At 38.2% G+C, this 23,982-nt stretch carries 27 protein-coding genes; 4 read left to right on the top strand and 23 right to left on the bottom strand.

Features of this window, described 5'->3' with window-relative positions:
- Positions 1 to 260: 260 nt before the first annotated feature.
- Positions 261 to 548: a hypothetical protein gene (locus HM987_RS01045; protein ID WP_031428457.1), complete on the bottom strand. Its 288-nt coding sequence runs from the start codon at positions 546 to 548 to the stop codon at positions 261 to 263.
- A gap of 189 nt (positions 549 to 737) precedes the next feature.
- On the opposite strand from HM987_RS01045, the gene HM987_RS01040 reads away from it, so the two are divergent.
- From HM987_RS01040 to HM987_RS01025, 4 genes are all read left to right on the top strand, one after another.
- On the top strand, positions 738 to 1,367 hold the full coding sequence (locus tag HM987_RS01040) for an N-acetylmuramoyl-L-alanine amidase family protein (protein WP_076547094.1): 630 nt from the start codon (positions 738 to 740) through the stop codon (positions 1,365 to 1,367).
- Between the two features lie 237 nt (positions 1,368 to 1,604).
- Entirely contained in the window at positions 1,605 to 1,976 is a 372-nt protein-coding gene (locus HM987_RS01035) for an ArsR/SmtB family transcription factor (protein WP_076547095.1), read from the top strand.
- Positions 1,977 to 1,986: 10 nt separating this feature from the next.
- A complete protein-coding gene (gene merTP, locus HM987_RS01030; protein WP_076547096.1) occupies positions 1,987 to 2,592 on the top strand; it encodes a mercuric transport protein MerTP in 606 nt (201 codons plus the stop codon).
- Entirely contained in the window at positions 2,592 to 2,798 is a 207-nt protein-coding gene (locus HM987_RS01025) for a GDCCVxC domain-containing (seleno)protein (RefSeq protein ID WP_076547097.1), read from the top strand. The genes merTP and HM987_RS01025 overlap by 1 nt, the downstream gene beginning before the upstream one ends.
- Before the next feature lie 64 nt (positions 2,799 to 2,862).
- Here HM987_RS01025 and HM987_RS01020 read toward each other — a convergent pair whose 3' ends face one another.
- The 22 genes from HM987_RS01020 to HM987_RS00915 form a co-directional block, all read right to left on the bottom strand.
- Positions 2,863 to 3,525: a DEAD/DEAH box helicase family protein gene (locus tag HM987_RS01020; protein WP_076547098.1), complete on the bottom strand. Its 663-nt coding sequence runs from the start codon at positions 3,523 to 3,525 to the stop codon at positions 2,863 to 2,865.
- Entirely contained in the window at positions 3,509 to 4,261 is a 753-nt protein-coding gene (locus HM987_RS01015; protein ID WP_076547099.1) for a hypothetical protein, read from the bottom strand. Before HM987_RS01015 ends, HM987_RS01020 begins: the two co-directional genes overlap by 17 nt.
- Before the next feature lie 3 nt (positions 4,262 to 4,264).
- A complete protein-coding gene (locus HM987_RS01010; RefSeq protein WP_076547100.1) occupies positions 4,265 to 4,549 on the bottom strand; it encodes a helix-turn-helix domain-containing protein in 285 nt (94 codons plus the stop codon).
- 275 nt (positions 4,550 to 4,824) lie between these two features.
- A complete protein-coding gene (locus HM987_RS01005) occupies positions 4,825 to 5,676 on the bottom strand; it encodes an RteC domain-containing protein (protein ID WP_179004457.1) in 852 nt (283 codons plus the stop codon).
- Between the two features lie 615 nt (positions 5,677 to 6,291).
- Positions 6,292 to 8,256, bottom strand: coding sequence for a heavy metal translocating P-type ATPase (locus HM987_RS01000; protein ID WP_116770198.1), 1,965 nt, complete (start codon positions 8,254 to 8,256; stop codon positions 6,292 to 6,294).
- A gap of 33 nt (positions 8,257 to 8,289) precedes the next feature.
- Positions 8,290 to 8,832, bottom strand: a complete 543-nt coding sequence (locus HM987_RS00995; RefSeq protein ID WP_116770905.1) for a hypothetical protein — start codon at positions 8,830 to 8,832, stop codon at positions 8,290 to 8,292.
- A 170-nt stretch (positions 8,833 to 9,002) separates the two neighbouring features.
- Positions 9,003 to 9,269 (bottom strand): hypothetical protein, encoded by a 267-nt coding sequence (locus tag HM987_RS00990; protein ID WP_116770199.1) that lies wholly within the window; start codon positions 9,267 to 9,269, stop codon positions 9,003 to 9,005.
- Positions 9,270 to 9,293: 24 nt separating this feature from the next.
- Positions 9,294 to 9,653, bottom strand: coding sequence for a SpoIIAA family protein (locus tag HM987_RS00985; RefSeq protein WP_026775382.1), 360 nt, complete (start codon positions 9,651 to 9,653; stop codon positions 9,294 to 9,296).
- 23 nt (positions 9,654 to 9,676) lie between these two features.
- The gene (locus tag HM987_RS00980; protein ID WP_164674149.1) at positions 9,677 to 9,853 is read right to left on the bottom strand and encodes a hypothetical protein; all 177 of its coding nucleotides are present in this window, start codon (positions 9,851 to 9,853) and stop codon (positions 9,677 to 9,679) included.
- A 9-nt stretch (positions 9,854 to 9,862) separates the two neighbouring features.
- Entirely contained in the window at positions 9,863 to 11,179 is a 1,317-nt protein-coding gene (locus HM987_RS00975) for an APC family permease (protein ID WP_026775383.1), read from the bottom strand.
- Positions 11,180 to 11,259: 80 nt separating this feature from the next.
- Positions 11,260 to 11,694: a Fur family transcriptional regulator gene (locus tag HM987_RS00970; RefSeq protein ID WP_026775384.1), complete on the bottom strand. Its 435-nt coding sequence runs from the start codon at positions 11,692 to 11,694 to the stop codon at positions 11,260 to 11,262.
- A 45-nt stretch (positions 11,695 to 11,739) separates the two neighbouring features.
- Complete coding sequence (locus tag HM987_RS00965) at positions 11,740 to 14,301, bottom strand: heavy metal translocating P-type ATPase (protein WP_026775385.1); 2,562 nt, start codon at positions 14,299 to 14,301, stop codon at positions 11,740 to 11,742.
- Positions 14,302 to 14,326: 25 nt separating this feature from the next.
- Entirely contained in the window at positions 14,327 to 15,217 is an 891-nt protein-coding gene (locus HM987_RS00960) for a bestrophin family protein (RefSeq protein WP_139064648.1), read from the bottom strand.
- Positions 15,218 to 15,238: 21 nt separating this feature from the next.
- A complete protein-coding gene (locus tag HM987_RS00955; protein ID WP_036841153.1) occupies positions 15,239 to 15,556 on the bottom strand; it encodes a hypothetical protein in 318 nt (105 codons plus the stop codon).
- A 124-nt stretch (positions 15,557 to 15,680) separates the two neighbouring features.
- Positions 15,681 to 15,935 carry a zinc ribbon domain-containing protein gene (locus tag HM987_RS00950; RefSeq protein ID WP_026775387.1) on the bottom strand — a complete coding sequence of 85 codons (255 nt, stop codon included), beginning with the start codon at positions 15,933 to 15,935 and terminating at the stop codon, positions 15,681 to 15,683.
- Between the two features lie 5 nt (positions 15,936 to 15,940).
- Positions 15,941 to 16,744: an AlbA family DNA-binding domain-containing protein gene (locus HM987_RS00945; RefSeq protein ID WP_223248935.1), complete on the bottom strand. Its 804-nt coding sequence runs from the start codon at positions 16,742 to 16,744 to the stop codon at positions 15,941 to 15,943.
- A 6-nt stretch (positions 16,745 to 16,750) separates the two neighbouring features.
- Positions 16,751 to 16,972 carry an SHOCT domain-containing protein gene (locus HM987_RS00940; protein WP_026775389.1) on the bottom strand — a complete coding sequence of 74 codons (222 nt, stop codon included), beginning with the start codon at positions 16,970 to 16,972 and terminating at the stop codon, positions 16,751 to 16,753.
- A gap of 42 nt (positions 16,973 to 17,014) precedes the next feature.
- Complete coding sequence (locus HM987_RS00935) at positions 17,015 to 17,368, bottom strand: SpoIIAA family protein (protein ID WP_099647762.1); 354 nt, start codon at positions 17,366 to 17,368, stop codon at positions 17,015 to 17,017.
- Between the two features lie 44 nt (positions 17,369 to 17,412).
- A complete protein-coding gene (locus tag HM987_RS00930) occupies positions 17,413 to 17,835 on the bottom strand; it encodes a Fur family transcriptional regulator (RefSeq protein WP_168817443.1) in 423 nt (140 codons plus the stop codon).
- Between the two features lie 16 nt (positions 17,836 to 17,851).
- Complete coding sequence (locus HM987_RS00925; RefSeq protein WP_179004455.1) at positions 17,852 to 18,190, bottom strand: P-II family nitrogen regulator; 339 nt, start codon at positions 18,188 to 18,190, stop codon at positions 17,852 to 17,854.
- A gap of 115 nt (positions 18,191 to 18,305) precedes the next feature.
- The gene (locus HM987_RS00920) at positions 18,306 to 19,562 is read right to left on the bottom strand and encodes an efflux RND transporter periplasmic adaptor subunit (RefSeq protein WP_179004453.1); all 1,257 of its coding nucleotides are present in this window, start codon (positions 19,560 to 19,562) and stop codon (positions 18,306 to 18,308) included.
- A 15-nt stretch (positions 19,563 to 19,577) separates the two neighbouring features.
- Positions 19,578 to 23,978 (bottom strand): CusA/CzcA family heavy metal efflux RND transporter, encoded by a 4,401-nt coding sequence (locus tag HM987_RS00915; protein WP_179004451.1) that lies wholly within the window; start codon positions 23,976 to 23,978, stop codon positions 19,578 to 19,580.
- Positions 23,979 to 23,982 lie beyond the last annotated feature (4 nt).

The raw sequence follows: 23,982 nt of genomic DNA, 5'->3' as shown, positions 1-23,982 counted from the left end.
TGAATTTCTTTTGTTACTTATAATTTTTGGAAAAGCGTTGGCTGTTTGAAAAATCTGTGGGTTGTGGCTAATTCTTGTCAAAGCCACATAGAGCGCAGCGTTAAAAACGAGAATACCTATAATCATCACGAAGCTGAAAGAGAAAATTACTATGAGCAATGAGGCCAATATGGAAACTATCATTAAGGCAAACAGGGAAATGGGGAAGCCAAAAATGACTGCCCGTTTCCTAATGTTTTTATAGACCTCGAACCGCTTCATTATACAACGATTCCAATTAGGTAAGTGAAGATGCCGACTACTGCGCCAGCTATCAAAACAAATACAAGTACTCTGGTAATACCCTTTTTTAGGTCAGCATTTTCCCCAAAGAAATGCCCTGCATTAAACAGGAAACCGATGAGGAAAATGACCCCTAATATGATTGGAAAAATGGTTCGGATGGTGTTGGAAACATCATCGACCGAATCTTCGATTCCCCCAATTTGTGCAAAAAGTGATGTTGAGAGCAACGACAAAAAAGTTGCCAAATAGATTGATTTTTTCATAACGTAACAGTTTAAATTTTTGTGTTGTTTTCGTTATTGGAAATTTACATATATTTATTTACAAATACCTGATAATCAAATATTTGTGAACAAAATATTATTTGATTTTGTTTGAATTCCTTTGTTATTATTTGATATCAAATTCTATGACTTTTGGAAGTTGAATTGTTAATAACCCTAAAATTGAAAATGAAAAAAGTGCTCAAAAACGTCAGTTTTATGATTTTGCTCTTGAAAATGTGTATCATTTTTGGACAGGAAACAGCCATTCAAAAAAGAATACTAATTGACGTTGGACACGGTGGAAAAGATTCTGGTGCGATAGGTGTAAATGGCATCCTAGAAAAAGATGTTGTACTCAATATTGCAAGTGCGATTTTGAAGCTAAATAACAAGTTGGATAAGCCTTTGGATATTTATTTGACCAGGTACAGCGATACACTTATTTCACTATCAGATAGAACCAAACTTGCCAAAGCTCTAAAAGCTGATTTATTTTTGTCGTTGCATTGCAATCATTCGGATAATCCGAATGCTAGGGGTGTTGAAGTTTACGTGACAAATGCAGAATCCAAATATTCAGATGATTCTACTTGGTTTGCTTTTCAAGTGCAAGCCGCACTTAATAAAGAATTGGGATATGAAAGTAGAGGTGTCAAGTTTGCAAATTTTCAGGTACTTCGAGAAACGGTTGATGTTTGCACTTCTGTACTTATAGAATTAGGGTTTTTGAGTAATAAAGATGAAGGCAACTATATTTCAAATTCTAACAATATCCAATTGATTGCCACAGCCATTTTGTTATCTATACAAAACTAATACTATTATGAAAGACCTATTTTTAGAATTAACAAAGAGTTTAAAAGCGATTGTAATCCAATTTATTTCTGAAGTGATTTTCTTATATAAGTCTTTCAGAAATTAGATTATTTCCGCATAACACCCGCTATCTTATTTAAGACAACCAACTAAAAGTTAGAGCAGAATATAATTTAATATTTAAGTATTTGCTTAAATAAGTAATTACTTTTACCTTTGCTCGTCTAAAGCATTAATATGAAATTAGAAATATCCTGTACAAGAGCTGAGGCTGACCATAAGCAATTACTAAACTGTAGAACTACCATTGATGGTATGGCTAATGGTTTCGACAAAATATCGAAACTACTATCTATTTCAGGTAATGAAGTGCGCTTAAAAGTTCTATTTCTTTTAAATATGGAAAAAGAATTATGCCCTTGTGATTTAGCTGATATTTTAGGTATGAGTGTTCCTGCCGTTTCTCAGCATATACGAAAAATGAAAGATGCAGGTATTATAAGCTCAAGGAGAGAAGGGCAAACCTTATACTATTCATTGAATGAGGATGAGACGGATATTCTGAATAGTATATTTAAGTCAATCAAATTAGAAAGAAAAACAGCATAAATTTTTAATTATGAGTACAGAAAAAACATCAAAAAATGTAGCATATACAGGTTTGTTTGCTGCAATAGCAGCGTCATCTTGTTGCATACCACCAGTTATTGCATTAATTGCTGGAATTGGAGGGAGTGCATCCGCTTTATCTTGGATGGAACCTTTTAGACCCTATTTAATTGGTGTCGCTATCATAGCAATTGGTTATGCGTGGTATGATTATCTAAAACCTAAAAAAGCAGATGATTGCTGTGAAATAGATGCAAAGCCAAAGTGGTTTCAAACTAAAGGGTTTTTAATAGGAATTACATTATTTGCGGCTATCTCAATAAGCTTTCCATACTACTCTCATATTTTTTATCCAGTTAATAAAAAAGAAGTGGTTATAGTGAATCAATCCAATATTCAAACGGTAAATTTTGATGTAAAAGGGATGACTTGTGCTTCTTGCGAACAACACATTACGCACGCTGTTAATGAATTAGAGGGTATTGTAAATGTAAATGCTTCCTATGAAAAAGCTAACGCAAAAGTAGAATTCGATAATTCGAAAACTACTAAAGAGGATATAGAAAAAGCAATTAATTCTACAGGCTATAAAGTAACCTACAAAGAAGAAAACTAATGGAAGTCCAATTAAAATCAGAAATTACCTGCCCAAACTGCGGACATAAAAAAGTAGAGGATATGCCAACAAAAGCTTGTCAGTTTTTCTACGAATGTGAGAATTGTAAAACGGTTCTAAAACCAAATGAAGGGGATTGCTGTGTTTATTGCAGTTATGGGACAGTTTCTTGTCCACCAATTCAAGAAAACAACAGTTGTTGTTAAGTAAATAGGTTTTAAATGACCATCCATTAAACAAGCGCCAATTTGAAAAATAGTATTCTAAAATTTACTTCCGCTTATCCCCAGCTTTTGTATCAAAAGCAATCAAATTAAACAGTTCGCGCATTCTACTACGAACACGGTTTCCATACCGTTCTTCCAGTTCTTCAGCATTTAGGTTTGTAGTAGCGTGGGTTTTGACTTTGTGTTTGGTCTCAAGGTAAAGTTCGTATCGGGAAAGTAATACTTCGCCCATCACATTCAAATCTTTACCATAGAATCGTCCTGCAGGTTCAATGCCTAAATCATCAAAGCAGTAGAATTTGGTGCTGCCATAATCCTCAATGGTTTTAAAGCCTAGATGGTTAAAGCTAAAAGCAACATTCCTGCACGGAATCATTTCATAAGGTCGTTGCATTGGCACGATATATCGCAATAGTTTCATCAAAGTGGTCTTTCCACATCCCACAGGCCCGGATAGAAGAATACCCTTGTTAGTGTCGATATCATCTTTCAGGCAATTTTCTTTGTCCTTGATGAAATAGTGACATAGTTTGCGGATGATAACCGTGTCCTCATCATAGATTCTAAATTGTTTGCCAAAGAGCAACTTTCCCTTTGCATCCAAATAAATCAGGATTTTATCAAAATCGTATAACACGCTTTTACCATCAAACTTTCCAAGCGAATATTCCACGCCACCTTCGGTAATTTTAGAGGGGTTGTCCATAATCTTTGTTTTTAGTGGTACGCAAGTTGTCCTTAATATGGGACGGTTGCTTTGTGTTTGGTTTGTTTTCCTCATTGAATAATTCAGTTCTGTCCATCCAGTTTTTAGCCAAAGCTTGCCAATCTCGTATCGGTTTTCCGTCGCTTGTTTTCCAATCGTTCGATTCGTAGTGGTCGAAGAATTTTTTTCCTTCATCAGCATCAAAACCTTTTTCTTCAAAAAAAATAAAAACGGCCTGCCTGCCCTTTGGTTGTTTTATATTGTTTACTTGTTTGGTATTGTTTATAGTAGATACCAATGCTTGTCCACTCACGGGACGGTGCGAGTCCATTACTTGTCCATTTGTGGTATGGTGTTGGTACACTACTGGTTCATTTCTGGGATGGTAGTGTCCCGCAAGTTGTTCTAATATGGGACTGTACCGTCCCACATCAGGCTCATCACTTGTCCCAATTATGGCCATCTTGATTTTACTGCCTTTGTAAGGATTGTTGGAAGGGAAGTATGATAGATAATTCCAAGAGTCCAAATCCGTAACGCATCTGTGATAGGTTGATTTAGAACCAATTTTGGCAGCCCTCATTAAATCTCTGCGGTTCACATAAAATTCGTCCGCAAATCGGCTACTATTCCATTCTTGAAATAATGCCATATACAGGGTTATGTGCGTGGGATTGAGGCGGTCATCAAAATAGAACGTTGAAAAAGCCGCATTGAGTAGCTTTATATAGTTCATCGCTTAAGAATTTATGCTGTGTTGAACGCGGTTGGCGTTCATCACATTTTGGATTTCCTCTGCATCATAGTAAATGATTCCGCCAACTTTTGTGTAGGGCAACGTACCATTGATACGCAGATTTTGAAGTGTTCCTGGACTTACTTGTAGTAAATCCATAACCTCGGAAGATTTAAGATATTTCTTCAGTTTTCCAGTAGCTTGCTTGGAAAGAAGGTTTTTGATGTCATCGAGCAATTCCATTTTGAATTCCCGAAGGTCGTCTGTAGTAATTATTGATGTCGGCATAATAGAACGGTTTTAATAGTAAGAGACTATCGCATCGCTGTCAAGTAATTTGATAGCCTCTGACCTGATTTGACTTTCGTTCTACAAAATTGAGATAGTTTGATGGATTTTATTCACAAGATGCGGCTACTTGGGTATTTTTTCTCTCTCATTTTCAATGTAATACAATAGAGGGTTTTGGTACTTTCCCAAAAAATACCACATCTAAAAACCACCAAAAAAAATGATTTTTCCCTCAAAACGAGAAACACCCAAGTTGAAGCATCTTGGGTGTTTTATTTTATGTTATCAGTATCATCCATCCTTTTGGTCAACTGCTTTTTCAGTATATCCAAAAATTTGGTTCTACCATTTTTACGCATTCGTATTTCCAGAAAAGCTCTGTAATAATCGCCCAAGTCCACTTTAAACGTTTTTTCAACAAAATAGGCAATATCTTTAATGTCAACAGTACCATTATTTATGACATCTGTGCTGTGCAAAGCGTATATCAGTTCAATTAAATATATTTTGTGGGCTGTCCAGGTAATTTTGGTTTTACTTTGTAACAATCTTAAACTTGCATAATTTCCATTATTTTCCAATTTATTAATTTCCCGTTTTAAGTGTACAATCAAAAGGTCGTAGGCTAAAATTGTGGCTACGGTACTATCGTGGCTTGTTGCAAATTGTTCATCTACAAAAAAGTGAAATGAATCCGGGAATAACCGAATATCTGCCTTGCCTCTCAAAAAATATTGTTCATCAAATACAGTTGCTTCCCTACGGTAATAATGGTAAAAATCGAGATTGTCGTTAAAATAAGTTTGAAGTTTTTCAATATAATTGTTCAAATATTTTACTTGAGATTTATTACTTCCCCTCGGTCTTTTACCTTCAATATTAAATAGTTTTACATAATAGATGAGTTTGCTATAAATTTTCGGTTTAGTACATTTAAAGAAATGTATTTCCTCTGATTTGGTTTTAAATTCATAGTCAACTATGATACTTCTAACTTTCTTAAGGGTTTGCTTTGCAAGTTTAATCCCTTTTTCAGCTCTCACTAAAATATCTTCTTCTTCTATTTCAAGAACATTTAATTCAGAGTCTAATTTTTTTAATATGTCGTCGTAATTTGTTGTCATTTATTTTCGGTATCATTATTACCGTTTCATATTTTGCAAAAACGTTGCATTCAAAATTATAAGTAACGTTAAATTGGGAAAGTTAAAACCAGTCAATTTATCCTTCACAACTCTTGCATATTTTATAGCTATGCTAAATATTTTCTTTAATTTTTATTAATCACTTAAACAGATATAAAATACTTTAGGAACTGCAAGAACAGTACAAAGCAGATTAACAGGATAACAACGATTAGAATACCAATCCAAATTATTTTATCTTTTTTGGTAATGCTATTTTTTACAGCTGGTACTTTATTGTTTTTTTTATTTCGTCTATCTCGTCTATTTTCTAACATAGAATATCATTTTTGCTATGAACCAACCAACCAATCACTTCAACTTTATTTGCTGTAATCCCACAAACCACTTGGAACATTATATTCTCGTAGTTAATCAATGCTTATGAATATTCCCTTTTAGCACAAAATAGTATAATAGGAATGCGGTTATTACCACAAAGATTATTGCAAGAATCCCATTGAACTTATCTTTTTTTGTGATTTTGTTATTCGATGATTTATTAACTTTCTTATTTCTTTTATTTTTCTGTTCTTGATACATCGCTTTTGATTATTACCATTTCATCTTCTGCAATCTTACAGCGTTTAAAATAGCCAACAAAGCCACTCCCACATCCGCAAATACAGCTTCCCACATTGTCGCCAGACCGCCTGCTCCCAAAACAAGAACCACAGCTTTTACTCCAAAAGCAAGCGCAATATTTTGATATACAATACGTCTGGTTGAACGACCTATTTTAATAGCTTTTGCAATTTTGCTCGGTTGGTCTGTTTGGATAATGACATCTGCGGTCTCAATGGCGACATCGCTACCTAAACCACCCATTGCAATACCTACATCACTTACTGCCAAAACTGGCGCATCGTTTATGCCATCGCCAATGAACGCAACTTTGTTATCGTTTTCGGACATTAGTTTTTCGACTTCCTTCAATTTATCTTCTGGAAGCAAACCGCCTTTTGCCCAATCTACACCCATTTCTTTGGCAACTTGTTGCGTAATTGAATCCTTATCGCCCGAAAGCATTATGATTTTTGAAATACCAGATTCCCGAATTTGTTTAATGGCATCGTGTGCATCATCCTTTAACTCGTCTGCAATGATTACATAGCCTGCAAATTTGCTTTCAATGGAAACCATCACAATGGATTCTACAATGTTGTCGGTTTCAGATGGAACTTCGATATTATTTGAAATCATCAATGGTTTATTCCCAACTAAAACAGTTTTGCCATTGACCATTCCCTTTAATCCTTTTCCTGCGACTTCGGTTACTTCTGTTGCCTGAAAATCTTCGCCATCGGCTTTATATTCCATAATTGCCTTGGCAATGGGATGAGTGGATTGTTCTTCCATCGCCATTAGGTATTTCATCATTTCGGCTTCGCTCAATGACCCATTGTTTACAACGACATTTTTGATTTTAAAAACCCCTTTGGTCACGGTTCCGGTTTTGTCCATTACAACCGTAGTTACCTTTGTCATTTCGTCCAAAAAGGAAGCTCCCTTAAAGAGAATTCCATTTTTTGAAGCTGCTCCCAATCCACCGAAATAACCCAACGGAATAGAGATAACCAATGCACAAGGACAGGAAATAACCAAGAAAATCAAGGCTCTATACAACCAATCGCTAAAGACATAATCGTCCACAAAAAAGTAGGGTATAAACGTCAATCCAATCGCAAGAAAGACAACGATTGGTGTATAGATTCTTGCGAACTTTCTAATGAACAATTCGGTTTTTGATTTCCGTGCGGTGGCGTTTTGCACCATATCAAGAATTCTTGCAATGGAACTATCCTTAAATTCTTTGGTCGTTTCAATTTCAATAACGCCATCCAGATTGATGCTTCCTGCAAATACTTTTTCTCCTTTTGCAATGGTGTCAGGTTTGCTTTCGCCCGTTAATGCTGCGGTATTGAACGAGCCTTTTTCGGACAATAAAATACCATCCAAAGGGATTTTTTCGCCCACACGGACTTGCACTTTTTCGCCAATAGCAACGGTTTCGGGATTTACAGAAACATAATTGTTGTTCCTATAGACCAAGGCTTCATTAGGTCTTACATCCAGTAATGCCTTGATGCTTCTCTTGGCTCTTTTAACGGCGGCACTTTGGAACAATTCGCCTACAGCATAAAACAACATTACTGCCACACCTTCGGGATATTCGCCAATGGCGAATGCACCTATGGTTGCGATGGACATCAATAAAAACTCGGTAAAAAAATCGCCATTTTTGATGCTTTTCCAACCTTCCTTTATTACAGGAAAACCTACTGGAAGGTATGCGACTGCATACCAGACGATACGTATCCAGCCCGAAAAATAGGGGAAGGTTTCAAAATAATCAAACGCAATGCCCGCAATGAGCATTACAAAGCTGAAAATTGCTGGTACATAAATTTTAAATTTCCCTATACTTTCCGGACTGCTATGGTTGTGGCCATCATTGCGCTTGTGATTATCGGATGAAGTTTTATTTAAATCTCTTAAATTCAGTTTCTTTTTTTTCATTTATATCAATTATAATTTTATTTAAATTCACAGTCATTCCAATCTCAACACCAATTGGGCAAACTGCACCTCTATGGTATCATCGATACCCTCTATTAAGGAATCCAAACCAGTATTTGAAACCAATAATTGTCCGGTTGCACTTATCAGGCAGGACATACTTACTCCTTGTTCTATATGGGTAATGGTTGCTTTAAATTGTGATTTAAAGGATTTCCCTTGATAAGTAACATCTATCAGCCAATTAAAGTTGATAGGGTCGTGCCGTTTTGATAAAAAATCTTGTGATGGAATTGTGCCAGTAAACCGCAGTATTAAAGGGTTTTCCCGCTGTTGTAAAATGGTATTGATTTTAGGACTATCTGTTGATAAAGTCTTAAGGTCGAGTACACCGTTAACCACTTTGGAATCATAATCAAGATATAAGGCCAATTTATGGCTTTCTGCCTTGACGGCTTTATCATCAACCAAAGTCATCATCATAATATGACCTTCTTCAGTTGTATAAATTTTTTGGGCGTTTACTTTATAATAACTAACCAACAAGATTATTAAAATACAATGTTTAACATTCATAATATCCATCTTTAATTTTATAACAAAAAAAAAGCAGCTTCTACTTTTGCTTTTAATGCTATTAATCATTTTGCTTTAAGAAGCATCATAAAAGCTGCCTGCTATTAATTAAGTTATCACTTAATTTATTTTAAATAAAAAATTTCACTCTTTCACATAACCAGTTACCGCTACTTATTATCTATATCCTTTTCTCTGTTACCGAAATAATACATCAGCGCAACACTGGCACCTAATAGTCCAAACAGAATGTTCTCAAAAATTTGATTCCCATTGATATTCAAAATTTCAATGAAATTATTTATTAAATATTGCCACCAATTGATTTCGTAATTCTGGCTGCTAAACGTGAAAATTGTTATCCCCAAAGGTTGAAGGATAAAAACACCTATGGCAAACCCAATTAGTATGGTAATAAAAATATTCTTTTTATTCATCGTCTGTCTTTTATGGAAGTAAGCTTACTGGCTCTCAATCCAATTTTTGGCATCTTCCTTTTGGTCTATATTGAAATACTTAATTTCGGCGTTCGTAAAAGGCTTCATAAATTGGGTTATCCAATTCTGCCATTTTTTATCTCCAACCATAGCAATCTTTTCATAGTCCGTGGCGTGGGCTGTGTCCATTTTCAGGTCTTCCCATAAACCAGGTAAATCCCAACCTGTAAAGTTTTCCATCTCAAAATACCAACGGACTTTCATTCCCTTGTCCAGTATGGCGTGGATAAGTGGGTGGATTTTTTCTATATCTTCTTTTCTCAATTTGCCCGAAGCTTTTGTTGCAACAATATTTTTTTCTTTTAATTCGATTATCTGTAACATTTTATATAGTTTTTAATTAATAATTATCCTTCTAAATCGTAAAACCATTCTTCCGCCCTTATGATGCCTTCTGATAAAGCTTCTTTTGCTGAAATATCTTTTTTTTCAATTAGTTCTTTTGCTATGGACAGGGCTTTTTCTCGTACAATAGGATTTAAGGTATCTAGGTCAGTTTTAAAATCTTCAAACATCCAGTCCATAGCTTCATTTTAATGGTTAAAAAGTTCCTTTTCTTTTTCAGGGTCTATTTCATCTTTTGACTTTTTGTCCAAAAAATAATCAAGCACAATACCCACGATAACAGCACCTACGAACGCTGAATAAACCTGCCAATTAAATTGGATTATCAATGATAGACTTATAAGTATCGCCAAAATGGGTAAAATCGGCACTCGTCCTATAGCCAAAGGAACTTTAAATGGTCGTTCTTGCTCTGGTGCTTTAAACCGAAGCACGATAAGTGCGACATTTACGGCAACAAAAACAAGTAAAGCGCCTAAAGAAGACATACCTGCTACAATCTTAATATCGCCCAACAATAAAAATCCCGCAACTGCTGCCATAACTACAATAGTAGTAACCCACGGTACTTTCTGTGCATTGGTTTTGGTCATAAACTTTGGAAGTTCTCCCACACTGGCCATTCCAAAAAGCAACCTACTTATGGATATGATACCACTAAAAGCAGCATTAGCCGTAGCAAAAAGTGCAGCGATAGCCAATACCACAGGCAACCAATTGTTGAGATTGGAAGATGCAAGAGAAAGTGGCGAATCCACGTTTGCCAAAGCGGAAGGGTCTGCAATATTCAAAACCGTAAAAGCAATAAATAAATAAATTATTGTAGTTATTACCATAGTCATTAAAAATGCACGGGGAATTGTTTTCCCTGGGTTCTTAACTTCCGAACCCAAAGCTGCCATATGTTCAAAACCAGTATAGATAAAGAACAGTGTAGCTGTGGCCGCCAAAGTTCCAGAAATCGATTCAACTTTAAAAAATTCTGCTTTGGGTGGACCAGTTTCCAAAAGTCCAAATACTATCAATAATAACAATCCCAAAAGTTGAATGCTGACCATAATAATATTTGCTGTCGACGATTTTGTGATGCCTGTAATACTAATTAATGACAACACCAATAAAATGCCATAACTTATTAGAAGAGAGGGCATATTAAAAAACGTATTGAAATACCCCGAAAAGGCAAGTAACACGGCTGCAATGGTGGCCGAACTATGAAACGCAATCGTCCAACCCGTGAGAAAAGACGGAATATCAATTTTTGGAAATGCCTTGCGTACAAAAATAAATTCCGCACCAGCATTGGGATAGGTAGAGGACAACTCTGCATAGGACATTGCAGAGACACTAGCCGCAATTGCTGCAAAAATAAAACTCAACCAAAGGTCTGTGCCCGCTTGTCCAGCAGCTGCACCAATCACGGTATAGATTCCTGCACCCACAATCGTGCCAACGCCATAAAAGGTAAGTCGAAGCGTACTCAAAGATTTTTTTAGTTCTGCCATATTTTTTAGTTAAAGAGGGTGGAAGAAACCTGAACTGGACCATTGGGCGCAAGGGTTCAAGGTTCAAGTACTCCCACCTGTTATTTTTTCCTGCATTTTTCACATATTCCTTTCAAAACCAAGTTCACATCGTTCACTTCATAATCGTGTGGCAAGCTTTCTTCCGATATCTTATTCGGTAAACAGATTGTTTTCCTACAATCGGTACAATGAAAGTGCATATGTAAATCTGTACCGTATTTACCTTTGGCGTTTTCATCAGAAATCGCATATTTTGCCACTCCGACCCCATCATTAATCTGATGAATCAGCCCTTTATCCTCGAAAATCTTGAGGTTTCGATAAAAGGTCGTTCTGTTTGCTGTTTTATTGGTTTCGCTCTTTTGAACAAAGGCCTTTTTCAAATCGGAAAAGGACACGGCACTTTGTTTCCTTTTTAGGAACTTGTATATCTTCGACCTCATTTTAGTAGGTCGAATCCCTTTAGCCAATAATGTTTTTTCCGTCTTTGTCATTTAATATTCTTTCAAAAAACCAGGTTCTTCTATGTCCCAATTTTTCTAATCTTTTTTATAAGCCAAAAGGCGCAGCGCATTGGCCACGACTACCAAGGTAGACCCCTCGTGAAATGCCACGGCTATTCCTATGTTTGCCCAGCTCAAAATGGTGGCTGGTATCAGAAGTGCCACAACCCCAAGGCTTACCCAAAGGTTCTGCTTGATTATGGCCTTTGCTTTCCTACTTAAGCCAATGGCAAAGGGCAGGGTTTCCAATTTATCGGCCATTAGGGCAACATCCGCGGTTTCTAAAGCCACATCACTGCCCGCTGCACCCATTGCAATACCTACGGTACTGTTTGCCATCGCAGGCGCATCGTTTACACCATCTCCCACCATTGCCACCTTGGATTCCTTTTCCTTTAATTCTTTTATGGCATCCACTTTTTCCTCCGGCAACAGGCTTCCCCAAGCATCGGTCAATCCAATTTCTTTAGCAACGGCGTCGGCAACCTTTTGATTATCCCCGGTTAGCATTATCATCCGCTTGATACCGATTTCCTTTAATTTTTTCAGTGTTTCCTTGGCCGCTTCCCGTGGGGTGTCCATCAGGGCGATGATACCGATATATTCTTTGTTCCTTCTTATAAGCATCGTCGTGTTTCCGTCGCTTTCAAGTTCTTTTACTTTATTCGATATTTCTTCGGATGGTTTTGCTTCATCGAGGTCTTCGTACAAGTCAAGGTTTCCAATATAGATTTTATCCTTGCCCAAGGACGCTTTGATACCTTTTCCGAGAACCGCTTCTAAATCTGACGCATCGTTAATATCAGTACCTTTCAGACGCTCTTTCCCATCCCTTACGACAGCTTTGGCCAAAGGGTGGTCGCTCAAATTTTCAACAGCAACAGCTATCTTTAACAGTTCATTTTCTTCAATATCCCCTAATGGTACTACATCGGTAAGTTTGGGCTTGCCTTCTGTAAGCGTGCCCGTTTTATCAAAAGCCAAAGCCGTAATGACCCCCAAATCCTCAAGCGGTCGCCCACCTTTGATAAGTACCCCGCCACGAGCCGCTCTTGCAACCCCGCTTAATACAGCACTTGGTGTTGAAATGGCCAGTGCACAGGGGCTGGCGGCTACCAATACCGCCATTGCACGGTAAAAACTTGCACTAAACGGTTCATCAATGACCAGAAAGGCAAAGAGCAGGATACCCACCAGTATCAGTACGGATGGTACAAAGTATTTTTCAAACTTATCGGTCAACAGTTGGGTAGGGGACTTCTGGGTCTGCGCCTCGTTAACCAGTTTGACCAGTCGGGATAGTGTAGAGTCTTTGGCTTCCTTGATTACCTTTATTTCCAGCGTGTTATTACCGTTGATAGTTCCAGCGAATACCCGATTTTCGTCCTTGATATCATCGTCTGCCGAATAGTCCCTGCTCGTATCTTCCACGGGAATTTTGTCCACGGGTACACTTTCCCCAGTAATAGGTGCCTGGTTGACGCTGCTTTTTCCATTGACCACGACGCCATCTGCGGATATTTTACTATTGGGCTTGACCACAATGATATCGCCTATACTTAATTTTTCAATCCCGACTTCTTCTGTCTTGCCATCTTTTTTCAGCAATGCCGTTTTTGGTGCTAAATCTGCCAGTGCCGCAATGGACTTTCGGGCCTTTTCCATTGCATAATGTTCAAGGGCGTGCCCCAAACTAAACAGGAACAGCAACAAGGCACCTTCTGCCCATTCGCCCAGAGCTGCGGCACCGATGGCGGCAACCAACATCAAGAAGTCGATTTCAAAGCCGCCCTTGGCTACGGTCTGTATAGCCTCTTTCGCCGTAAAGTACCCTCCAAAAAAGTAAGCACCGACGTATAAAGATAAGCTAACCCAATCCGGTATTGATTCTACGTAGGAAAGGCCAAAACCAATACCCAGAAGCGTACCGCAAATGATGGCAAAAATAAGTTCGGTATTCTTGCCAAAAATACCACCGTGGGCGTGTGCCTCACTTTCACCCTCCTTGTGGTTGTGTTCTTCGCCGTCTTTATGAACGTGGTCTTCGCTCTCGCCAACGTGTTGATTTTCCTCCTTGTCTTGAGTATCTTCAGATTTTTCTTCACCGTTGGAAACTTCCATTTTTTGTAAATACGTTTCTGTATCAACGGAAGGTTCAATAATGGTAAGCCCTTGTTTTTCTATTTTCTTTTTAATAGCCCCAAATCCTGTAATGCCTTTATCAAATTCCACACGTACCATTCCAGAAGCGGATGCGGAAACTTCGAGAACTCCATCGACCTCCTTGACTGCTTTCTCGATGGTTCGGGCGTGACGGGTGTGGCGTATCCCTTCCACGGCTATTAGCCTATGCCCAAATTTATCCGTGATTTGGGCTCCCGTGGTTTCTGCCAAGGACTTTACTCTATCAAGGGAAATGACATCAGGGTCATAATGGAAACAGAGTTGCGGTATACCGTCCGGTTTTTCATCGGATATGTGTACACTGTCAATGCCTTCACGTCCACTTAATTTGTCGATGATCCTGTTGATGCAGGCATCTTTTTCGTCCGGTACCTGTGGAAGGATTACGGGAATTTTCATTTTTAGTTTTTTCATTTTATAAAATTTTAAAGTTGACCCTTTACAGTATATAATATTCGCTCGCTTTTTCTTTGATCGGAATATCCTCATCCCCTATCATTTGTTTAAGATTTATTTCAATAGTTGTAGCCAAATCGGTTACAGGGGTGTCCATAGGTCGATTTTCAAAAGGGTCCTGCATCAAAATGGATGTTTTTTCAATGGCAACGAAAATAATCGGTATTCCAATAGTTAGACTTATTTCCACCGCCAGGTATTGGTCTGACAGACCAAATGGTAACATTGTGGCAAATACATAAATGATTAAATGGATTAATAAACTATGTGCTTTGGGGAAGACCGTGTTTTTTATACGTTCGCACTTGCCCATAGAATCACATAATCTGGCTATGGTACTGTCTATTTGTACCTGCTGAAAATCATTGACCATACCGTTTTCTTTTGCTTTTAGCAAAGTTTCAGAATGTTCTGACAATAAAGTATTTGGAATATTAAAAGACTCCAACTTATAAGATTTTTGGTATTCCTTAACTTTGGGGGAAAAGGGTAGTTTTCTCAATGATTCACCCAATGCATAGCACCAGATTATTTGACGGTTGGTCATTTCATTGACCAAAATATCGTACTGCCCGTTGCTCCTTTTGAAAAATGAAACACATTGTCTGACCAGTGTTCGGGAATCATTCACAATTGCGCCCCATATAATACGGGCTTCCCACCAGCGCTCATAAGCTTGATTGGTTCGAAAACCCAAAAGCAAAGCTACCGCAGTGCCAAAAACAGCAGTAACACCAATTGGAATAGAGATTTTTGACAAAAAACCATATTGGTCCAAAATACCCACAGCTACAGCATAAGATACAATAAATACAATATCAAACTTTATGGTTTTAATAAAATTGACAATGGATATTCTTTTATTTAAGAGCATATTGAGAAATTATAATTGTTATTAGTGGTGGTGTTCAAATTTTTTCCCAATTTTTTGAATAATGGGATAGATAAAGATTGCTATGGCCGAAAGGAAAATTATCCCAGAATACAAGGCATAAATTCCAGAAAACAATTTGCCAGCATCGGTTTGTGCTTCATCTAAGGGACCCATTCCTGTAAGAATCATTGAAGCGTTTAAAAAGCTATCAATCCAACTTAATTTCAAAAAATAATAATACCCAAGCATCCCGATTCCCAAAGAAACAGTTATAATTAAAATCATAATAATGGCACCGTTGAATATTTTGTGGTACAATCTGTCATTCATTAATTTCATATAGTTCGGTTATTTACATTTTGTATTCCAATTATGTCATAAACTTTCTTGCTATAAATCTTTAACCTAAAGCTATATATGAAATATTGGTAAAAGTTAGAGTTCTTTTTTATAAGGTTTTTAACTATACTTCAGTGCCACATTTAGAACAAAATTTTGCATCCATAGGTATTGGTTCTTCACAACTTTTGCATTTTACTTTACCTAAAGGCTCGCCACAATGTTGACAAAAAGAAGCATTTTCAGGATTGTTTTTGCCGCATTTTATACATCTCACAACAACCTTGGGTTCATCAAATCTTGGGTCATTATTTTTACGTTGATGCTTGTTGGAATGATGACCATAACTTCCTCTTAATAAATGTTTTAAAAATCCCATATTGTTTAATTTAAGTGTGTTTCCATATAATCTAATGCTTCGGGCATATCCAACTCACGGGTACCGTTCCCAGTTCTGATAAAGAAATGAGAACGGTCGCCCAGGTTCAAATACACTGGTTTTTGCGATTTGTAGACCCTTACATAACAGATATCCTTTTCTTCAAATTGGTAAAAGGTCACCTTTGCCAAAGGGCAAAAATGCGTGCCTAAATTGAAGGACACCAACTGCATTATATACTGTTCAAATCCGTCCTTGCCCGGTTTCTTTAAAGTACCGTAATCTTGTTCGAGCCCCAGGATACGGCCTTCATCGTCAACTCCTATAATCAAATGGCCGCCTTCGGTATTCATAAATCCCGCAATGGTCTTTGCCACTACCATTTCCAAGGCTTTGTTTACCTTACCTTGTCGAAGGTCCCACCGCAAGGTGCTTTTGAATTCTACCTCGTGGTTTTCACCTTTGTCCAATAATTCCCTTATCAAGGTTATTCCGACTTTCTCCCTATTTAGTTGAAATATTGTTTTTCTTGTATAGAACATCAGGGCGAGACTGCTTCCCATAATACCAAACAGGATATTTTTTAGGATTTGGTCCACATCTCCAAATCCAAGAGCTTGCCCAACTGCATTTTTGAACAAATACCACCAATTGCCCGTATCACCGCTCTGGTCATACTGGAATAGGGAAATGCCCAATGGCTGTATAATGATTATGCCCACCGCAAACCCTAAAACAATAGCAATAAGAAGTCCTTGCCTGTTCAGCCCTCCTCTTTTTTGATTATGTATGCCATTAGGCGGTTTCATTGCAGTTTATTTTTTCTTGTTTTCCCGTAACAGTTTCTTTCGCTGTTCAAACTCTTCCTTGCTTATTTCGCCCCGTGCAAAACGTTCCCTCAGGATTTCCATCGCACTATCCTTTTTCCGTTTCTGTCCCGGGGTGGGGTAAGGAATTAGGAATATCCAAAAGATGAGGATTATCCAAAGTCCCCACCATATCCAGTGCATTCCTCCAAAATACCAATCGTCCATCATAGTGTTTCTGTTTTTAAATCAATAGTATATCCATTTTTTATGTTATTCTATTTCTATCCATTCTTTGGCCAATTCTTTTTCTTCGGTCTTATAAAATTTTATATGAGCTTCTGAAAAAGGAAGCAATACCTCGGTAAATTGTTCTTGCCATTTAACGCTACCCACCAAAGCAACACGCTTTAAATGCTTTTCATTCGGAAGGTTTAATTCAATTCCCTTCCAATATGCCTCTGCTGTCCAGCCTTCAAAATTTTCCATCTCGATGTACCAATACACTTGTGGATGGGCAGTTATATGTTCTGTTAAGACTGGTATCAAGTTTTCATAATCCTTGGCATCCAGCTTATTCTCTGCTACCATATATACAGTAGCCTCTTTTTTATAGATTGTTATCATTGCTCATTATTTATAAATGATAATTGAATTTAAAAACCAAACGTTTAAACCAAATTGCCACTGCATTTTTCGCAGATACCCTTTACCACCAAGTTGATATCCTCGGTAATATAACCATCAGGTAAGTTGATGTGAGGGATTTTATGTTCTGTTAAACAGACCGTCTCATTACAATTGTTGCAATGAAAGTGCAAATGAAGGTCGTTGCCGACCTCGCATTCACAATTTTCTTCGCAAAGGGCGTATTTTATAACCCCTGTCCCATCCTCGATTTGATGCACAATCCCTTTTTCTTCAAACGCTTTCATAGTCCTAAATAGGGTACTTCTTTCACTGACCTTAAAATCTTTTTCCAAGTCGCCAAGGCTGATGGCCACATTCAACTCTGCCAACCGCTTATAGGTCATAAGGCGCATAGCTGTAGGTCGTATTCCTTTGCTTTCTAAAAATTGAACTATTTTTTCCATTTGTTTAAAAAGAGATTTACAGGTCGTGCCGTTTTAAGGAATCTCCTGTTTTAATTTGAAACGCATCTTCAATATTTGCTATATAAATAATACCATCTCCAGGCCCGTCGGTTTTGGCGTTGGCTATAATTGTTTCAATGGCCGCTTGGGCTTCCTCATTTTGACAGACCAATTCCAATTTTACCACAGGACTATCTGTTACGTGAAAATCTAGCGACGGTCTTGCACCTTTTGCCTTGAATGCGCCCGTGCCTTCTGCTTGTGAAAGGGTCATACTTTCAAATCCATTGTCAGAAAGTGCTTCAATGACTCTTTGGATTCGGTTCGGTTTTATATATGCTTTTATTTCCTTCATATTATGAATTTTTTAAATTTTTAATCGATTTTGAACCGAGCCTGTTTTCTAATTTTTAACTAACTAATTAAGACGATAAACAAACTCGGAATCAAAATCTTTGATTATTATTGAATTAATGTCCGTGTTCCAGTTCGCCCTTGACCATTTCCGAAGACAGGTTATAAGCTCCGTTTATCACGACTTTGGCATCCTTTGAAACTTCGGCAGGCAGGTTGACTTCAACAAAGCCTAAATCAGTAATACCGACCGTTACGGGTATCATTTTGAATTTCATTTTGCCCGCTTTCATTTCTTCATCTTCATCCAAAATGAAAATGAAGGATTGCTCGCCTTCTTTTATAATGGCAGCTTCCGGTACGGCAAAACCCTTTTTCTCGCCCTGCACTATGCGCCCTTCCACATACATACCCGGCAATAGGTTTTTATCCTTGTTTTCAATATCTGCCAGAACTTCCAAAGCTTTTGGGTCTGTATTGAAGGTTTTACCTACAGACCGAACGGTTGCCTTAAGCAGTTCATCTGGACGAGAGGCCGTGGAAAAATATATCTGTTGCCCTTGCTTGATTTGCTTTATGTCCTTCTCATATACTTTGAAGTTGACATAAATTTTTGAGTTGTCGCTTATCGAGAACATTTTGGATTGTTGTGCCACGTAATCGCCAAGGCTAATCATTACTTCATCCACATACCCACTTATAGGCGAGGTAATGGGAACAGCGGAATATATCTGTCCATCCGCCACTTTGTCCGGGTTAATGCTCAACAGTCTCAATTGGGACCGCAAACCATTGACGCTGGATGTTGTAGAACGAAATTTTGACTGTGCCATTTGAAATTCCTTGCCAGAAGAAACACCTTTATCATAAAGGGTCTGCTTGCGTTCAAAATCCTGTTTCAAAAAGACCAGTTCGTCATTTTTTTCCTGATAATCCTGTTGCATAGCAATGATATCTGGGTGTTCTATATATGCCAACACCTGACCTTTCTTTACGTTATCTCCAGGGATTACTTTTATGGAACTCACATTTCCACCAACAAAAGGACTTATGTTCGCCTTGTCCTGTGGGAAAAGTTCCAGCGTTCCTGTTACCTTAATGTTGTTCCCTAAATTGCGTTCCTCCAAAGGTTTCATTTCCAAACCAATGGTTTCGGCCTGTTGCTTTGTGAGTTCCACAACGCCTTCTTCCTCGCTGTGACCTTCTTCTTCTCCTTCATTGTGGCCTTCCTCGCCGTGTACATCTTCCCCAGCTTCATTGGTTTTTGATACACCTTCGGCTTCGTTATGCCCAAGTTCAGATTTTTGGGCATCATTACAACTCATAAACATAAGTGTAAATAATACGGTACTTACTAATAGTATATTCTTCATTTTTCTTTTTTTAGATTATAGATTACCCAGTTGGTATTGCAGCTCGACGAACTGCTGATTAAATTGATTTATAAACTGCAAATGGTTTTGTTTGATTCTGATAGCACTATTAAGAATTGTAATATAGTTTACATAGTCTATTTCACCTTCTTTTGATGCCAGTTCTGCCGTAGCGATTTGCTGTTCTGCCAAAAGTAATGCGCCTTCCTCATAATAGGAAAGGGTTTTTTTGGTCTTTTCCAATGATTTTAATAGTTGGGAAACCCTACTTTCGGTCATTGCTTTTTGTTCGAGATATTGGTTCTCCGCAACCATAGCATCTGCCTTGGCAGCCTTTACCCTTGATTTCTGTGGAAAGAACCAAAGCGGTATGCTAATACCGGCTTGATATGCGCTAAAGCCAGACACATCATTGTACTTCAATTTATCATAGCTTATGCTGAATTTTGGTAGGAACTCGGATTTTTCAACACCTATATTCGCTTTGCTTACTTCGGCATTTTGCATAGCATATTGAAGCAAAGGATTATTGGCTGCGGAAGCCGAATCCAAATTGGCCAAAAAATCCATTGGTTCATAGGTCAAATTCACAGTTTCAATTTCTTGGTCAATGCCCAAATACTGCTTCAATGCTCTTTTTGCAATTTCAATATCATCATAGGCTTGTTGCCTTAATACTTGAATCTGCTGATATTCGGAAGAAGCCGCAATAAACTCCAGCTTGCCTGTTTCCCCTGTGTCATAGCGTAATTCGGCAGCCGTCCTAAAGTTGGCATAAACACTGTCCAACTGTTCCGCAAAACGCAATTGTGCCTTGTTATAATTGATAAGGTCATACGCCTGCATCACATTACGAATCAATTGCTGCTCATTGACAGCATAGAATTTTTCGCCCAATTTAACCCGTTCTTTGTAGAACTTGTTTTTTGAAAAACCCGAAAGCAAATCAATATTGCCCTGTTGTACACCATACGTACTCAATATTCCTTGTTGCACCCCTTGGTCTTCTCTACCGGTATATAAAGAGGTGCTTCCTAAATCAAAACTTGTTCCTTTCATAGCCTTTTCCCGTTCAATAAAAGCTTGGCTCTCTTTAAGGGATGGATAATTTTCCTTGGCCATAGATATGGCTTCTTCCAAGGTAAGGGTTTGAGCCAACTGGTTGTCCTGTGCATTTGCTGCATTTGGGGTTAAAAAACCTCCCAAACTCAATAATATAATAATAACCGTTGCGCCTTTCTTAATGTAACTTGCGTCACCATCATTATCCTTCTTTTCTTTTCGTGATTCCAGCCAATAATAAAGAATAGGAATAACCACCAAGGTCAGAAACGTTGCCGTAAGCATTCCTCCAATGACTACTGTCGCCAAAGGCCGCTGTACTTCTGCACCACCAGAGGTAGAAATCGCCATTGGGATAAAGCCCATAATTGTTGTAATAGCTGTTAATAAAATGGGACGTAAGCGTTCGTGCGTTGCTTCGTATATTCGTTTTTTTAAGTCTGTCATTCCACTATCTTTTAATTCATTGAATTTGTTTATGAGTATGAGTCCGTTTAATACGGCAACTCCGAAGAGCACGATAAACCCGACTCCGGCAGAAATACTGAAAGGCATTCCACGAATCAACAAAACGAAAACACCACCAATGGTCGCCAAAGGCACTGCCATATAGATCATCAAGGCTTGCGTAACTGAATTTAAAGCAAAGTAAAGCAGAACAAATATTGTTAATAGAACGATTGGAACTACAATCATCAATCGGTCTGAAGCACGTTGAAGGTTTTCGAAAGAACCTCCGTAGGTTACAAAATAACCTGGTGGCAGTTTCACGTCCGTTTCCAATTTTTGTTGAATTTCCTCGACCATCGATTTTACATCGCGCCCACGAACATTGACCCCTACCGAAATACGACGAGAGGTATTGTCCCTTGAAATCTGCATTGGCCCGGGCTTATAGCTGATATCTGCAACCTCCTTTAAAGGTACTTGTGCACCGTTTGGCAGGTCTATGAAAAGGTTTTTTAAGCTATTGATGTCTTGTCTATATTCCTCTGCCAAACGAATGACCACATCAAACCTTTTTTCGCCTTCAAAAATTACACCTGCTTCTTCTCCAGAAAATGAAGCACTTACATAATCATTCAGTTTATCAATGGTTACACCGTATTGTGCCATTTTAGCGCGGTTATATACCACCGTCATTTGTGGTAAACCGCTTGTAGCTTCCACATTGAGGTCAGCCGCTCCAGGAACAGTTCTGATGACTGCTGCGATTTCCTGTACTTTGTCGGCTAACACACCCAAATCTTCTCCGTACAGTTTGATTGCCACGTCCTCACGAACACCGGTAAGCAATTCATTAAAACGAAGTTCCACGGGTTGTGTAAATACGAAATTTACGCCGGGAACGACTGATATTTTTTCTTGTATTTTTTCTATGAGTTCTTCTTTACTCTCTGCAGAAGTCCATTTACTCTTATCTTTTTCAAGAATAATATAACTATCGGCAATATCCATAGGCATTGGGTCTGTTGGTATTTCAGCCACACCAATTCTTGAAACTACTGTTTTTACTTCCGGAAACTCATTGATTAACTTCTGAAGTTTCTCTGAAGCCTCAATAGATTCTGTAAGACTGCTCCCCGGTTTTATCAATGCTTGAAATGCAATATCGCCTTCATCAAATTTAGGGACAAATTCTGCTCCCATATTGCTGAAAATAAATCCTGAAATCAAAAGCAAGGAAACCGCGCCTATAACCACACCTGCCCGAAAGCGAAGTGCAAAATTTAATATAGGCAGATAGATACGATTCAGAACATCCATAATTTTATCACTGAACCTATCAATCTTGTTTTCAAACTTGGCGAACCAACTATTTTGATTTTTAGCAGGTTTTAAAAATAATGATGACATCATTGGCACGTAGGTAAGACAAAGGATAATCGCTCCTAAAACGGCAAAACCAAATGTAAATGCCATTGGCCGGAACATTTTCCCTTCCACACCGGTCAAAAAAAGAATCGGTGTAAAAACTATAAGAACAATTAGTTGACCGAAGAAGGCAGAATTCATCATTTTACTTGAAGAATCATAGGCGATTTCATCCATTTCAGCTTGGTTGATGGCGGTTGTGGATTTTTTCATCCGTTGATGAATGTGGAAAACCGCTCCTTCCACGATAATCACCGCTCCATCTACAATAATTCCAAAATCGATCGCACCCAAGGACATTAAATTTGCCCAAATGCCAAATTGTTTCATCAAAATAAATGCAAATAATAGACATAAAGGGATTATCGAAGCTGCTATCAAGCCACCACGGAAGCTTCCCAAAAGTAAGACCAAAACAAATATGACGATTAGGGCTCCTTCTATTAGATTGTTTTTAACGGTACTTGTGGTTGCCTCAATAAGTTCACTTCGGCTTAAAAAAGCATCAATATAAACACCTTCCGGCAGGGATTTTTGAATTTCTACAATACGCTTTTCCACATTTTCAATCACGTCGCCTGGGCTTTCGCCTTTCAGCATTAAAATTTGTCCACCAACAGTTTCGTGTCCATCTTGGGTAAACGCACCATAACGCACTTGATTACCATAGCCTACTTTTTCGGCGACATCCCTTATTAAAACAGGGCTTCCTTTTTGTGTGGTTACAACTGTATTTTTCAAATCCTCGATACTTCGTGCCAATCCTTCGCCACGGATAAAATTGGCTTGGTGGTTTTTTTCAATGTAAGCACCACCAGTATTGGCATTGTTGACTTTCAAGGCTTCAAAGACCTGATTCATTGTAATTCCGAAACTTTTCAGCTTATTAGGGTTTATGGCAACTTCATACTGCTTTACGTAACCACCAAATGCATTTACCTCGACCACTCCGGGGACTAATGCCATTTGACGTTTTACAATCCAATCTTGGATGGTACGAAGCTCCATTGCGTCATATTTGTCTTCATAGCCTTCTTTTACTTTTAAGGTATATTGAAAAATTTCGCCCAGACCTGTTGTTATGGGTGCCATAAAAGGTGTGCCGAAACCTTCAGGGATTTCTCCAGCAACTTCGGTCAATTTTTCCTGTACCAATTGCCTTGGCAGATAGGTTCCAGCCTCATCCTTAAAGACAATGGTAACCACGGACAGCCCAAAACGGGACACCGAACGCAGTTCGATAACGTCTGGCAGATTGGCCATTGCCAACTCCACAGGATAGGTAACAAATTGCTCAATATCTTCAGTACCTAAATTTGGGGCAACTGTAATAACCTGTACTTGGTTGTTGGTAATATCGGGTACAGAACCCAGATTTATAGTGGCCATAGACCAAATGCCCGTACCTACAAGTGCCACTATAAAGAGCCCAATAATAAACTTGTTATTAATGGAAAATGAAATGATTTTGTTAATCATAGAA

The sequence above is a fragment of the Winogradskyella forsetii genome, assembly GCF_013394595.1.
GTDB classification, from domain to species: Bacteria; Bacteroidota; Bacteroidia; order Flavobacteriales; family Flavobacteriaceae; genus Winogradskyella; species Winogradskyella forsetii.
This window is presented reverse-complemented; position numbering and strand designations above follow the sequence as displayed.

Excerpts from the sequence above, each read along its gene's own strand:
- HM987_RS01035 (WP_076547095.1), top strand. The coding sequence starts at position 1,605 with ATGAAATTAGAAATATCCTGTACAAGAGCTGAGGCTGACCATAAGCAA.
- HM987_RS00920 (WP_179004453.1), bottom strand. The coding sequence starts at position 19,562 with ATGAAGAATATACTATTAGTAAGTACCGTATTATTTACACTTATGTTT.
- HM987_RS00950 (WP_026775387.1), bottom strand. The coding sequence starts at position 15,935 with ATGGGATTTTTAAAACATTTATTAAGAGGAAGTTATGGTCATCATTCC.
- HM987_RS00940 (WP_026775389.1), bottom strand. The coding sequence starts at position 16,972 with ATGATGGACGATTGGTATTTTGGAGGAATGCACTGGATATGGTGGGGA.
- HM987_RS01045 (WP_031428457.1), bottom strand. The coding sequence starts at position 548 with ATGAAAAAATCAATCTATTTGGCAACTTTTTTGTCGTTGCTCTCAACA.
- HM987_RS00925 (WP_179004455.1), bottom strand. The coding sequence starts at position 18,190 with ATGAAGGAAATAAAAGCATATATAAAACCGAACCGAATCCAAAGAGTC.
- HM987_RS00930 (WP_168817443.1), bottom strand. The coding sequence starts at position 17,835 with ATGGAAAAAATAGTTCAATTTTTAGAAAGCAAAGGAATACGACCTACA.
- HM987_RS00990 (WP_116770199.1), bottom strand. The coding sequence starts at position 9,269 with ATGAATAAAAAGAATATTTTTATTACCATACTAATTGGGTTTGCCATA.
- HM987_RS00995 (WP_116770905.1), bottom strand. The coding sequence starts at position 8,832 with ATGAATGTTAAACATTGTATTTTAATAATCTTGTTGGTTAGTTATTAT.
- HM987_RS01020 (WP_076547098.1), bottom strand. The coding sequence starts at position 3,525 with ATGGACAACCCCTCTAAAATTACCGAAGGTGGCGTGGAATATTCGCTT.
- HM987_RS00985 (WP_026775382.1), bottom strand. The coding sequence starts at position 9,653 with ATGTTACAGATAATCGAATTAAAAGAAAAAAATATTGTTGCAACAAAA.
- HM987_RS01015 (WP_076547099.1), bottom strand. The coding sequence starts at position 4,261 with ATGAACTATATAAAGCTACTCAATGCGGCTTTTTCAACGTTCTATTTT.
- HM987_RS01010 (WP_076547100.1), bottom strand. The coding sequence starts at position 4,549 with ATGCCGACATCAATAATTACTACAGACGACCTTCGGGAATTCAAAATG.
- HM987_RS00955 (WP_036841153.1), bottom strand. The coding sequence starts at position 15,556 with ATGAAATTAATGAATGACAGATTGTACCACAAAATATTCAACGGTGCC.
- HM987_RS00945 (WP_223248935.1), bottom strand. The coding sequence starts at position 16,744 with ATGAAACCGCCTAATGGCATACATAATCAAAAAAGAGGAGGGCTGAAC.
- HM987_RS01040 (WP_076547094.1), top strand. The coding sequence starts at position 738 with ATGAAAAAAGTGCTCAAAAACGTCAGTTTTATGATTTTGCTCTTGAAA.
- HM987_RS00960 (WP_139064648.1), bottom strand. The coding sequence starts at position 15,217 with ATGCTCTTAAATAAAAGAATATCCATTGTCAATTTTATTAAAACCATA.
- HM987_RS01005 (WP_179004457.1), bottom strand. The coding sequence starts at position 5,676 with ATGACAACAAATTACGACGACATATTAAAAAAATTAGACTCTGAATTA.
- HM987_RS00970 (WP_026775384.1), bottom strand. The coding sequence starts at position 11,694 with ATGACAAAGACGGAAAAAACATTATTGGCTAAAGGGATTCGACCTACT.
- HM987_RS01000 (WP_116770198.1), bottom strand. The coding sequence starts at position 8,256 with ATGAAAAAAAAGAAACTGAATTTAAGAGATTTAAATAAAACTTCATCC.
- HM987_RS00975 (WP_026775383.1), bottom strand. The coding sequence starts at position 11,179 with ATGGCAGAACTAAAAAAATCTTTGAGTACGCTTCGACTTACCTTTTAT.
- HM987_RS00965 (WP_026775385.1), bottom strand. The coding sequence starts at position 14,301 with ATGAAAAAACTAAAAATGAAAATTCCCGTAATCCTTCCACAGGTACCG.
- HM987_RS00915 (WP_179004451.1), bottom strand. The coding sequence starts at position 23,978 with ATGATTAACAAAATCATTTCATTTTCCATTAATAACAAGTTTATTATT.
- HM987_RS00980 (WP_164674149.1), bottom strand. The coding sequence starts at position 9,853 with ATGGACTGGATGTTTGAAGATTTTAAAACTGACCTAGATACCTTAAAT.
- HM987_RS01025 (WP_076547097.1), top strand. The coding sequence starts at position 2,592 with ATGGAAGTCCAATTAAAATCAGAAATTACCTGCCCAAACTGCGGACAT.
- HM987_RS00935 (WP_099647762.1), bottom strand. The coding sequence starts at position 17,368 with ATGATAACAATCTATAAAAAAGAGGCTACTGTATATATGGTAGCAGAG.
- merTP (WP_076547096.1), top strand. The coding sequence starts at position 1,987 with ATGAGTACAGAAAAAACATCAAAAAATGTAGCATATACAGGTTTGTTT.